Source organism: Pseudoflavonifractor sp. (assembly GCF_050943825.1).
Taxonomy (GTDB): domain Bacteria; phylum Bacillota; class Clostridia; order Oscillospirales; family Oscillospiraceae; genus Pseudoflavonifractor.
Genome location: NZ_JBMNPX010000002.1, coordinates 99404 through 112615 on the forward strand (window position 1 = coordinate 99404; position 13212 = coordinate 112615).

The window sequence follows — 13212 nt, forward strand, 5'->3', positions numbered from 1 at the left end:
TACAGAAATGAAAAGACGGACTATCATCAGCCTGCTGCTGGTGCTGGCCATGCTGATGGGGCTGTTCCCCACGGCGGCGCTGGCTGCGGGCAGCGGCACCACCTACGAGTGTGAGAGTCTGACGGTAACGCCTCAGGGCAACTGGGGTATCGCCGAATCCCGCACTACAAACGACAAGGATTGCAGCGGCGGAAAGTTCTACTTTTTACAGGTGCCGGGCACAAACGGCGCTTCCTGGGAGGAAGTGAAGGATAACAGCGCATCCTTCTCACTGGGAGACGTGGACGCCGGTACCTATCAGGTCTATATCCACACCAAGGACAATACAGACCGGGGTATCTACCAGTTCTCTGTTGGCGGGACGTCTCTGGGTGCGCCGCTGGACATGTATGTGCCGGAAAGCAGCTACACCGGCAGCTACGGCAGCTACGTGGAGCACGACCTGGGCACCCTGACCCACGAGGGCGGCGCGCTGACCATCGACGCTGTTCTCACCGGACAGAATGAGAACGCCACCAGCAAGTATGGCATGGTGGTGGACTACTTCCGGCTGGTAAAAGAGGGCGGGGAGGTCGATCCTCCGGAGCCCGAGGATCCGGACACCATCCACATGAGCTTTGACGGTGAGACGCTGGTGGGTGAGGGTGTTACCATGTCCGACGGTTGGAGCAAGAGCGGCCTGACCGGCTCCACATCGGACGTCGGATCTGTGTACTCTGGTACCGTTGGTGAGTATGTCCAGTTCCAGCCTGCCAAGATGGAGGAGGGCTGGTATGAGGTATTCTTCTGGAACATTGCCAACGGACAGGGGACCATGAAGATGACTGCCACCATCTCCGCCGATGGCGGGGAGGAGAACGTGAAGCCTGCCGCCGTCACGGCGGACGGCTGGACCTCTCTGGGAGCGTTCTACTTCGCGGGCACCGGGGACGAGTCCCTGACGCTCACCATCACCACCGCCGGCACCCACAGCCGGGTGGCTGACGTGAAGTTTGTCAAGACGGAAGACCCGGGCTATCAGACCGTCATCTGGAATAACGAGGACAAGGTCTTTTCTGCCAGCGGTGAGTGGACCGAGACTGCCGGTTTGGGCCAGAACAGCAGCGCCGTCAAGCGTACAGAGGACACCGCCGCCATAGCCACCTGGGCGGACTATCCCCCCAAGACGGGCAATTTCGGCCTCTACTACTGGAATCCTGCCGCGCAGGACGGAGAGACCAGAGCACCGCTCCGCTTCAGCGTCAGCAGCCAGGACGGTAACTGGCGCTTCTCCCTGGACCCCAATGAGAACCAGGGCGGCTGGGTGAAGCTGGGCACCGTGGCGGCCACTGAGGGTACCTCCCTGTCCATTACCATGAGTCTGACCGGCGACGGCGCAGCCTACGCCGACGCCATCAAAATTGTGGAGACAAACGCATCTCCCGATGAGGTGTACACCCCTGGCGCCGGCAGCAACACCGACCCGGCGGTCATCGTCAACCAGCTGGGCTACGACATCGGCCGCAGCAAGCGGGCCACCGCGGCCAACATCCCCGGCGGTACCCCCTTCCAGGTCATCAACGCCGAGACGGGGCAAGTGGACTACACCGGCACCGTGGAGGAAGCCTACGGAGGAGAAGGGGACAGCGCCGTCACTGGCGGCATCATTGACTTCACTGAGCTGGAGCCTGATGAGACCACCACCTACTACATCACCTGCTACGGCGCCGACTCCTATCAGTTCCAGATCGGTAAGAATCTGATGTACCAGAGCACCGTTCAGCAGGCCCTCCAGTTCATGGAGGAGACCCGGCAGGACTACAAGGTAGGCGGAAGCAACAGTGGACCCACCGGCTACGCCTGGCGGGACAGCCACCAGTTCAGCTTTGAGCTCAACAGCCTGGTGCTCCAGTACATGGCCAACCCCGCCGCCTACGACAACCTGACCGGCGGTATCTCCGACGCCGACCAGTGCGTCTACCCCGAGCTTCGGACCCAGGGCGAGGACGAGCCCGACATCGTCTGGCTCATCAAATTCGGCGCCATGCGGTACTACGACCTGGGCGCCAACCAGAAGGTGAAGCTCCACATCCTCATCAAAGAGCAGCTGGCCTACTTCCTCTATGTGTATCCCTATATCAGCAAGTGGGTGGACCGGGAGTTCTATGAGAACGTCCGGGACTACACCATCGCCCAGTGGGGCGTCAACAGCTGCAACAAGCAGTGGTACCCCGTGGACAACACCAACCACGACCTTTACGCGCTCCAGACGGCCTTCGGCGGCCTGAAGGGCTCCCAGCCTCCCGGACACTCCATCATCCCCAACCTGATGATGTACGAAGTTGCCCTGCGGGACGGCCTGGGCGAGGACGTGGCCCAGAAGTTCTTTGACGCGGCCTACATCAACTGCGAGTATCTGGTGTCCGACGACTTCGACATCACCGACCCCTACTACAACAAGGGCCAGCGTATGAGTGAGCATGTCACCATGGAGGGCCTGGCCTATTTCCTGGAGATGTATCCCGATGAGGCCCCCGCCGGTCTGCTGGAAACCATCACTGAGTGGGCCAAGGCCAACGTGGCCCGCACCGACAACCTGTGGGACATCCGCATGGCAGTGGCCCCCAGCGACCTGGACAAGGGCTACACCTTCCACACAGGCGGCAACAAGGGAAAGCCGGTGAACCAGATCTTCTGGACCGGCGCGGCCTACGCCATCGCCGACGGCCAGAACCCCGCCCCCAAGAACGAGCCCGGCAACCAGGGCGGCCTCCAGGCCATCGCCTACGCCGCCTCCCGGGTGCTGGAGGATGAGGACCTGAAGGCGGAGCTGGAGATCATGGGCACCGCGGCCATCGACGACCTCTTCGGCCGTAACCCCACCGGACGGGCCGCCTTCTACGACCTGACCCGTGACTTCCCCGGCGGCGACCTGGGCTGGTGGACCCAGCCCACCGGCGGCTACGGCGATCTGCATCAGTGCACCGCCGTCATCGACGCAAATGCCCCTGAGAGCTGCTACCCCTACACCCCCGAGAATTACAACACCGGCTACACCGAGGGTTGGGTGGCCTACAACACGGCCTGGAACGAGTCCCTGGCCTACTCCTCCGCAGACGCTACCGACCTGAGCGTCAGCAAGACCAGCGGCAAGAGAGGCGAGGAGATCACCATCACCCTGGACGCACCCCTGAACCTGGATGACGCTGTGGTGGAGACCGGCTACGTCTGGGTGACCGATTCCTCCGGCAATGCCCAGCAGGTGGCCGTCACCGAGAACGCCGCCGCCGGCACCGAATTCACCGGCACCTACACCCTCAGCAATTCCACTCCCTACATCACCATCTCCTATGGCATCGGCCTCTTTGAGCAGTCCGTAAAGGTGAATGTGGATGACTTCCAGTATGTGGACGTGGAGAGCGTCACCGTCACCGGCGGCCGGGACCTGGCCGTGGGTGAGAAGCTCCAGCTCACCGCTGAGGTGAAGCCGGACAACGCAACCATCAAGGACGTGACCTGGACCTCCTCTGACGACACCGTCCTCACCGTGTCCGCCTCCGGCCTGGTCACCGCTCTGAAGGAGGGCACCGCCACCATCACCGCCACCGGCTTCGGAGACGTGAAGGGCACCTGCTCCATCACCGTCACCGCCGCTGCGCCGGCATCCCTGACGGTGGAGGCGCCCGAGACGCTTTCTCTCTTTGACGGAACCGGCAGCGCCAGGGTCACCTCCGTGGTGTACACCGACGGCACCGCCGTCACCGAGAATCTGCCTGCCGCTGTCTTTGCCTCCGACAACGAGGCGGTCCTCACCGTGTCCGCCGACGGCACCCTGACCCCTGTGGCAGCGGGCCAGGCCACCATCACCGCCACCGCTGAAGCGGGCGGCAGAACGGTCACCGGCAGCGCCGTGGTTGAGGTTACCGCTGAGAAGGAGTGGGATCTGCTGGACCTGTCCGAGAGCGGGAAGGTGACCGTCTCCGGCGGCGCCAGCACCACTGTGGTGCAGGACACCAGCCTGAAGGTGGACCGGCTCAAGCTGGTAGGCGGCCAGCAGGGCGGCACCGTGTCTATGAGCCTGGGCGAGATGCCCACTGGCACCTATGAGATTACCCTGAACTCCAAGTTCTACAGCAGCTACGGCACCTGGAGCTTTGAAGTCAACGGCCAGACCGTTGGCAAGACCATTGACTTCAACGATGAGGGTAAGAACGGCCGCTATTATGACGTGACTCTGGGCGAGGTCACCCTGGAGGAGGCCGGAAACGTGACTGTCTCCTTCATCTCGGGCAACGGCAAGGACCTGGTTCCCGTTACTCTGACCCTGGAGAAGGTGGAGCCGCCCACCCCCAGAGAGGTGACCATCACCGATGTCACCCGGGACGGCGAGACCGTCACGGTCACCGGTACCTCCGTGAACCTGGAGGACCTGAAGGTGGAGGTCATTGTGGACGGCGACCTGGACCAGCGCTATGTGGCCGAAACCCTGGACGAGGCGGGGAACTGGAAGTGCGTCTTTACCCTGCCCGCCGACGGCACCTATGTCATCCAGGCCTCCATCCGGGATTACAGCGACTTCAGCCAGATTATCCAGACCGTACCTGACGATAACTACTTTGAGGTGGAGGGCCGTGAGGTCTGGGGCGCCACCGTCACCGAGGGCCCCGACGGCCTGTACTACATGATCTTCTCCACCTGGCATAACACCCAGGGCTTCAGTAACGACTGGGCGGTGTACTCCGAACTGGGCTATGCCGTGTCCACCAGTCCCGACGGACCCTTTGTCTACCAGGGTCTGGCCCTGGACGCCAATTACACCAACACCACCAACACTGAGCCTGTGTACTGGGAGGGTGTGGGCGACCTGGAGGTCTTCCACAACCCCACCCTGATGCACAGCGAGAAGGACGGCAAGTACTACCTCTACTTTATGGGCACCAACGCCTCTGAGGGCGGCTATACGTACAGCTACGGCCGCAACCACCAGCGCATCGGCGTAGCGGTGGCGGACACCCCCGCCGGTCCCTGGACTGTGTACGACGAGCCGGTCATCGACGTGCGGGAGGGCATGTTTGACAGCCTCCTCACCTCCAACCCCTCGGTCACCGAGGTGAAGAACCCCGACGGCACCTACACCTACTACACCGTGTACAAGGGCGTGTCCAGCCCCACCGGCAAGCCCCTGGACGGCAACGACATCGTGGTGTCCGGCTGCGGCTGGTCCGACAGCCCCTACGGTCCCTTCACCCGCAGCGAAGAGGCCATCATGCAGAATCCCACCGACGGCTGGAGCGTGGAGGACTGCTTCCTCTGGAGCAGCAACGGGAAGTTCTACGCCCTGGCCAAGGACTTCAAGAACTACTTCACCGGCGTCACCGGCTACCCCTATTCCTATGCCCTCTTTGAGTCCTCTGACGGCATGACGGACTGGGCCGTGTCGGAGAACGCCCTGGCCTTTGTCACCGAAATCCCCTGGGAGAGCGGCCCGCAGAAGGTGACCAACCTGGAGCGTGCTCAGGTCTACCTGGAGGACGGCATCCCCGTCCTGCTCTGCTGCGCCACTACCAAGGACGGACAGAGCCCGTACAGCGGTCACGCGCCCTACAACGTGCAGATTCCGCTGCTGGGCGTGGCGCTGGCGGAGGACAGCGAGACACTGACCGTCACCGGTCTGGGCGACGGTACGGTGGATAAGACCGAACTGAAGGAGGATATTGCTCAGGCTGAGCAGGCCGGCGAGACCCTCTACACAGAGGAGGATTGGGCCGAGCTGCAGAGCAGCCTGGCCGCGGCACGGCGGATTGCAGATGACCCGTCGGCCACGGAGGAGGATGTGGCCTTCTACATGGACGAGCTGGAGGAGAAGCTGGAGAACCAGCTGGATCCCTCCGAGGTCCCCTTCAACATCGTGCTCAATAAGCCCGCCGAGGGCACCAACACCTATACCCACTCTGCCGCAGGGGATCCGGTCAGCGGCTATGAGCCGGACAAGGCGGTGGACGGCAATGCCTCCACCCGCTGGGCCACCCAGGAAGCCTATACCGAGAGCGTCCTGACTGTGGACCTGGAGGGCACCCACCGCATCGACAGCTTCTCCATCACCCAGTACAAGGGCAGCCAGGACGGTATGAACTCCCGCATCAAGACCTACACCCTGGAGTACTTTGACGGAAACGAGTGGAAGGCCTTTGCCTCCGGCACGGCGGACTCCACCGTGATTGAGGGCACTCTGGACCAGCCGGTGTACGGCGAGAAGGTCCGGCTGGTGCTGGGCAACGACTCCTCTCTGGCGCCCAGCATCCTGGAATTTGAGGTCTACGGCGTGGTGTATGAAGAAGAGACAGAGGTACCCACTGTGGCGACCTACCGCGTTAGGGTCGAGGCGGCGGAGCACGGCACCGTAAAGGCCAGCCCCATCTGGGCCTGGGCGGGCCGGAAGGTGCAGCTGACCATCCAGCCCAACGAGGGCTATGAGGTGGACACCGTATCCGTAACCACTTCCGGCGGCGAGACTGTGGCGGTAAGCGACAATGCCTTCACCATGCCGAGAAGCGCTGTGACGGTGCGCGTGACCTTTAAGGCAGCGGAAAAGACGCCTCTGTTCCCCGACGTGCCTGTGGACGCCTGGTACAGCGATGCTGTGGCCTGGGGGGTCGAGCAGGGCGTGATGCAGGGCGTGTCCGGCGGACTGTTCGACCCGGACGGTGCCGTGACCCGCGCCACGGTGTGGACCGTGCTGGCCCGGATGGCGGGCGAAGAGACGGACGGCGGCGAGAGCTGGTATGCCAAGGCCCAGGCCTGGGCTGAGGCGGAGGGCATCTCCGACGGCACCCATCCCGAGGGCACCATCACCCGGGAGCAGCTGGCAGTCATGCTGTACCGGTACAGCGGCAGCCCGGAGACGGCGGCTGACCTGAGCGGCTATCCCGACAGCGGCGACGTATCCGGCTGGGCGGCGGACGCCATGGCCTGGGCGGCCGAGACCGGCCTTATCACCGGCGGCGACGGCGGAAAGCTGATGCCCGGCGCCGGTACGGACCGGGCCCAGCTGGCCACCATCCTCATGCGGTTTGCAAGCCTCACCGAGCAGACCAGATAAAAGACAGCGCGAGGGCGGCTTCCATCCGGAAGCCGCCCTTGGACAAAACGGAAAAGGAGGCCTTCCCATGTTAAAACGCGGCATCTCTCTGCTCCTGACCACCGCGCTCCTCTGCGGCCTGCTGGCGTCACCTGCGGCAGCGGCAGACACAGGCGGAGCCATTGACCGGTCCCAGGCGCTGGATAAACTGTCGGCCTATGACCAGGTATTTACCGACATGGGCAGCACCAGCAAGGACTCCATGCCCATCGGCAACGGCAGCATGGCATCCAATGTCTGGGTGGAGGAGAACGGCGACCTGGTGCTCTATCTCTCGCGGAGCGACGCATACAGCGAGGCCACCCGTCTGCTGAAGGTGGGACGGGTGCGGGTGAGCGCCCGATATGAGGACGGCAGCAATGTGTTCTCAACCGGTACAGCTTTTGAGCAGAAGCTGGTGCTGGAGGAGGGAGCCGTGTACATCACCGCCGGCGAGGGGGATAAGGAGGTCTCCTTCAAGCTCTGGATCGACGGCGATTACGACGTGCTGGAGCTGGAGGCCAGTGCCGCCTCTCCCATTACCCTCACAGTGACCAACGACCTCTGGCGCACCGAGACGCTGACCATGGACAAGAGCGGCGGCAACAACCGCAGCTTCATCGGCGTCCACATCAACTACGGCGATGAGCTGCCCACGGAGAGCGCCGATGTGGTGGCCGACCGGACCGGGGAAAATCAGCTCCTCTGGTACCACCGCAACGAGACCTCTCTCTATGAGAAGATGGTCTCCTACCAGAAGCTGGACCAGGAGATTACCGACTACTACACCAAGTATCCCGACCCCTATCTCCACAATACCTTCGGCGCCCTGATAGAAGGAGCGGGCTTTACCGCATCCGATACCAAGACCCTGACCACCGCCGAGGCGGGGACGGACTTTGACCTGCACATCTACACCCACTGTGCCCAGACCGACACGGCGGAGGAGTGGGAGCAGCAGCTGGAGGAGCGGAAGGCGGCTGCCAAGGTCGCCGGGAAGGACAGCCGCTGGGACGCCCACACCGCATGGTGGCGGGATGTGTGGACCCGCAGCTGGATTTTCATCACCGGCGACGCCACAGCGGAGGCCGTGACCCAGGGCTATATTCTCCAGCGCTACCAGGTGGCCTGTATGGGAGGGGCCGACGAGGCCATCCACTTCAACGGCGGACTGTTCACCATGTGCACCAACGAGAGCCAGGGGGATGACTACCGGGACTGGGGCAGCATGTACTGGCATCAGAACACCCGGCTGGTGTACTGGCCTATGCTGGCTGCCGGGGACTACGAATTCATGAAGGCCTACTTTGACATGTACCTGGACGCCCTGCCCCTGCGCAAAGAGATCTCCACGGAATTCTTCGGCAAGGAGGGCGCCTACTACCCCGAGCAGATGTACGCCTACGGCGCTGACGGTACCCGTGACAAGCTCCAGTGGGCCATTGACGGAACGGGAGATTACACCACCTACCACTGGCAGAACGGCTTTGAGGTGGTCCAGATGATGCTGGACTACTACGACATGACCGGCGACGAGACCATGGTGGAGGACTACATTGTCCCCCTGGCCCAGGAGCTCATCCGGTTCTACTGGAACATGTACTACGACCCGGACACCGGCCTGCTGAACATCACCCCCTCCAACGCGCTGGAGGAGTACTGGAACTGCACCAATCCCACCGACCACATCGCCGGCCTCACCGCCATCCTGCCCCGGCTGCTGGCACTGACCAACAGCGCGGCCACAGCGGATTTGAAGGCGGAGTGGCAGGCCTGCTATGAGGCCCTGCCTGCCGTCAAGGAGAGCGACGACGGCAGCCGCTATCTCCCTGCCTACCAGTACGGCGCCACAAAGAACTCGGAGAATCCGGAGCTCTACACCGTGTTCCCCTACCGGCTGGCCACCATCGACAGCGACCCGGAGACCCTGCAAAAGGGCATCAACACCTTCAACAGCCGCCTGTTCAAGATGAACGGGTGCTGGCATCAGGACGGCGTCCAGGCCGCGCTTCTGGGCCTGACGGAGAACGCCAGGAGCAACGTGTCCTATGGCCTCACCGCCACGGACAGCAGCTGCAAATTCCCCGGCTATTGGGTGAAGGGCAACGACGAGGTGCCCGACTTTGACAACGGCGGCCAGGCCTCCCTGGCCCTGCAGCGGATGCTGCTCCAGAGCTATGAGGAGCGGATCTATGTCCTCCCGGCCTGGCCGGAGGAGTGGGACGTGGATTTCTGCCTCAACGCCAATTACAACACAGCCGTCCGCCTGGTGTACAGCGGCGGCCAGATCACTACGCTGCAGGTGGAGAGCGGCGACCCCGACCGGATGGACGACATCATCCCGCCCACCATATCGGTGTCTCAGACGCTGGAATTTGAGGCGCTGGAGTACAGCGTCTCCAACCCGGACATGACCATTCCCCCTGCCCAGGCGGCGGACGGCTCTGCCAGCGGCGGCGCCATCGTCACCTTTAAGCCGGACGAAGCCGGGGAGTCCATCACCTTTACCCTGAAGGATATCCAGGCAGGAACCTATGACCTGTCCCTCCGGCTCAAGCAGTTCAGCGGCTACGGGGTCTATCAGTTCTCTGTCAACGGCACAGAGACAGGAGAAGCCTTTGACGGCAGCAGCGGCTCCGGCTACACCACCCTCGCGCTGGGACAGGCGGAGCTGAAGGAGGGAGAAAACACCTTTACCCTCACCGTGACAGGTGAGGGCGCCAACGGCAGCGGCCTTAACGCCGCGCTGGACAGCCTGACCATCTCCATGGAAAAGCCGGTGGAGATTGAAGGCTCCCCCAGGCAGATTACCGCATTCTCCATCAACGGGACACAGGGGCATATCAGCGGCACGGACATTACCCTTGCACTGCCTGAGGGCACGGATCTGACTGCTCTGGTCCCTGAAATCACGGTCTCCCAGGGAGCTGTGGTGTCCCCGGAGAGCGGCGTGGCCCAGGACTTCACCAGTTCCGTGACCTACACCGTCACGGGTGCGGACGGCAAGACCCGGGTCTATACGGTCACCGTCACCCTGGCGGCGCTGGAGCCCACGGTGGAATATGTGGACAACGGGGACAGCCGCATTGTGTACACCGGCACCTGGAAGGAGCCCTATGCCGCCGACGGCTACTATGGCGGCGACCAGGTCAGCAGCAACAGCGATGATGCAGTGGCCTCCCTGACCTTTGTGGGTACCGGCGTGGGCTATGTGACGGAGATTTCCACATCCTGCGGACTGGTGGAGGTGTCCATAGACGGCCAGGTGGTGGATACGGTGGACACCTACACCTCCGCGGCCATTGGCACCAAGCAGCTGGAGCTGTTCACCAAGACCGGCCTGCCCTACGGAGAGCATACCATCAGCATCCGTCTGGCCGGGGCCTCCGGCTCCTCAAACCCCCACGTGAAGCTGGACGCCTTCAAGATTTATACCGACGCTGTGGGGGCAGTCAATTTGACGCCTTCTGCCGCACAGGTGCATCCCGGAGAGAGCGTAACCTTCACCGCCGCAGTGTCCGGCGCGGAGACGGTTCAGGAAGTGACCTGGAGCGTCAGCGGGAATCAGTCTGAGGAGACGGCTGTCAGCCCGGAGGGTATCCTCACCGTGGCTGGGAATGAGACGGCCGGACAGCTGGTCGTGACAGCCACATCGGTGGCAGACCCCAGCTGGAAGGGGAGCGCTGTTGTCACGGTGACTGCGGATGCAGAGGAGAATATTCCCACCGTCCCCACCTACCAGATCAAGGTTGAGGCGGCGGAGCACGGCACCGTAAAGGCCAGCCCCACCTGGGCCTGGGCGGGCCGGAAGGTGCAGCTGACCATTCAGCCCGACGAGGGCTATGAGGTGGACACCGTATCCGTAACCACTCCCGGCGGCAAGACTGTGGCGGTAAGCGACAATGCCTTCACCATGCCGAAGAGCGCGGTGACGGTGCGCGTGACCTTTAAGGCGGAGGAAAAGACACCTCTGTTCCCCGACGTGCCTGTGGATGCCTGGTACAGCGATGCTGTGGCCTGGGCGGTCGAGCAGGGCGTGATGCAGGGCGTGTCCGGCGGACTGTTCGACCCGGACGGTGCCGTGACCCGCGCCACGGTGTGGACCGTGCTGGCCCGGATGGCGGGCGAGGAGACGGACGGCGGCGAGAGCTGGTATGCCAAGGCCCAGACCTGGGCTGAGGCGGAGGGCATCTCCGACGGTACCAATCCCGAGGGCACCATCACCCGTGAGCAGCTGGCGGTCATGCTGTACCGGTACAGCGGCAGCCCGGAGACGGAGTCTGACCTGAGCGGTTATTCCGACAGCGGCGACGTATCCGGCTGGGCGGCGGACGCCATGGCCTGGGCTGCTGAGACCGGCCTTATCACCGGCGGCGACGGCGGAAAGCTGATGCCCGGCGCCGGTACGGACCGGGCCCAGCTGGCCACCATCCTCATGCGATTTGCACAGCAGGCCGAAGCGTAATTCCATAATAGGGAATGAGCCGTGAGCATATGCCCACGGCTCATTTTCTGTTCCGAAAGTTTGGAAAACAGCCGAATAAAGAGAAAATTTATGTAAAATTAAGAATTTTACCCCTTGCGGAGAGACGGGAGATTCTCTATACTGAGGGCATATAATCGGCGTTTGCCGCGCAGACCCGTGCTGCATCAGAAAGGAGGATCTGCCCGTGCCCATTGTGTTCCTGCACGGACTGGGACAGAAACCCGGAGACTGGGACCCGGTGATCAACCGGCTGGACAAGGGGAGCCGGACGCTGTGTCCGAATCTGCACGCCCTGGAGCGGGACGGGGAGGACTACCCCGCGCTCTACGGGGCGTTTGAACGATATTGTGACGGCCTGGAGGAGCAGCTGGACCTGTGCGGGTTGTCTCTGGGAGGTGTGCTGGCCCTCCAGTATGCCGCCGAGCACCCGGAGCGGGTGAACAGCCTGGCCCTCATCGGCGCCCGGGCTTCCATGCCCAAAGCCCTGCTGAAATTCCAGAAGCTGCTGTTCCGGGTGATGCCCGCTGAGAGCTTTGGTAAAATGGGCCTGGAGAAGCAGTCGGCCATTCAGCTGTGCACATCCATGGCGGAGCTGGACCTGCGGCCTGTCCTGGAGCAGATTACCTGCCCGGCGCTGGTGCTCTGCGGCGAGAAGGACCGCGCCAACCGCCATGCGGCGGAGAAGCTGGGACGGATGCTGCCCAATGGGGAGGTGCGGCTCATCGCCGAAGGGGGTCACGAGGCCAACAGGGATGCGCCGGAGGCCCTGAGCGTGCTGCTGGCCGACTTCTATAAGCGCCATGCCGCAGTACAAAATACATAAGACAGAAGGGCGCGTGCTGTACCATACAGCACGCGCCCTTTTATGCCGTTTTACAGCCCCACACGGTAGAGGGGGATAGCGTTGATGACTGGCTCCTCGTAGGGGTGAACCCGCTTGACGGCGGCGATGGTCTCGTCCACCCGCTCGGTCCGGCAGGTGACCTCCACTTTTAGTTCCGGCTCGGCACTGATTTGGCCCTCCCGGCCCAGATAGGGGGATGTGCCCGCCAGGGGACGCCAGCAGCCGGTGACCGGGGAATAGGACAGGCAGCAGTCATAGCTGCCGATGTGTCCCGCGTCTACCTCCATCAGGGCCTGCTGGAGAACGGCCAGATGGGTCTCCGGAATAAAAATCTCCAGCTTGCAGTAGGGAAACTCCGCCATATGGGACACCTCCTGGTGAAAAAATCACTTGCTCTCGCTAAAGTCCCAGGCCTCCCGAAGCCAGGACAGCAGCTGGCTGTCAATCTGCTCCGGCTTGTCCACCACCACGTGGTGGGTCCAGCGGTTGGGATAGGGCTCCACCGCCACGGCAATGCGGGGGTCCTCCACCCGGTGGGACAGGCCGAAGGTGACCAGAATGCAGTGCTCCGGCCAGGTTTTCTTCCGCCGCACCGGCAGGGAGGCGGCGGCAAAGAGATGCCGCCCGTAAAAGCTGATCTGGCTCTTCTGTACCTTGACCGCGGCCTGGGGAAGGGCGGCGTCCAGGGCGGAGAAGAGAGCCTCATAGAGGGACAGCTCCAGGGGCCTGCCGTCAAAGTAGAACAGCAGGTCGGCGGCGTAGTGCTCGGAACAGTTCACAGCCGGC

Annotated in this window: 5 protein-coding genes; 3 read left to right on the forward strand and 2 right to left on the reverse strand. The window is 63.0% G+C overall.

Translation table 11 applies throughout. The annotated features are described in order from the left end of the window. Positions 1 to 7: 7 nt before the first annotated feature. The 3 genes from ACOX7T_RS02970 (at position 8) to ACOX7T_RS02980 (ending at position 12405) form a co-directional block, all read left to right on the forward strand. Complete coding sequence (locus tag ACOX7T_RS02970; RefSeq protein WP_433439752.1) at positions 8 to 7078, forward strand: Ig-like domain-containing protein; 7071 nt, start codon at positions 8 to 10, stop codon at positions 7076 to 7078. 67 nt (positions 7079 to 7145) lie between these two features. Next, on the forward strand, positions 7146 to 11561 hold the full coding sequence (locus ACOX7T_RS02975; RefSeq protein ID WP_433439754.1) for a DUF5703 domain-containing protein: 4416 nt from the start codon (positions 7146 to 7148) through the stop codon (positions 11559 to 11561). A gap of 205 nt (positions 11562 to 11766) precedes the next feature. Next, positions 11767 to 12405 carry an alpha/beta fold hydrolase gene (locus tag ACOX7T_RS02980; protein ID WP_433439756.1) on the forward strand — a complete coding sequence of 213 codons (639 nt, stop codon included), beginning with the start codon at positions 11767 to 11769 and terminating at the stop codon, positions 12403 to 12405. 50 nt (positions 12406 to 12455) lie between these two features. On the opposite strand, the gene cutA is transcribed toward ACOX7T_RS02980, so the two are convergent. Both cutA and ACOX7T_RS02990 read right to left on the reverse strand, forming a co-directional pair. Then, entirely contained in the window at positions 12456 to 12788 is a 333-nt protein-coding gene (gene cutA / locus ACOX7T_RS02985) for a divalent cation tolerance protein CutA (RefSeq protein ID WP_433439758.1), read from the reverse strand. A gap of 24 nt (positions 12789 to 12812) precedes the next feature. Then, a complete protein-coding gene (locus ACOX7T_RS02990; RefSeq protein WP_433439760.1) occupies positions 12813 to 13205 on the reverse strand; it encodes a DUF5655 domain-containing protein in 393 nt (130 codons plus the stop codon). Positions 13206 to 13212: the final 7 nt, after the last annotated feature.

Coding starts and splice junctions, on each gene's coding strand:
- ACOX7T_RS02975 (WP_433439754.1), top strand. CDS start 7,146: ATGTTAAAACGCGGCATCTCTCTGCTCCTGACCACCGCGCTCCTCTGC.
- ACOX7T_RS02970 (WP_433439752.1), top strand. CDS start 8: ATGAAAAGACGGACTATCATCAGCCTGCTGCTGGTGCTGGCCATGCTG.
- cutA (WP_433439758.1), bottom strand. CDS start 12,788: ATGGCGGAGTTTCCCTACTGCAAGCTGGAGATTTTTATTCCGGAGACC.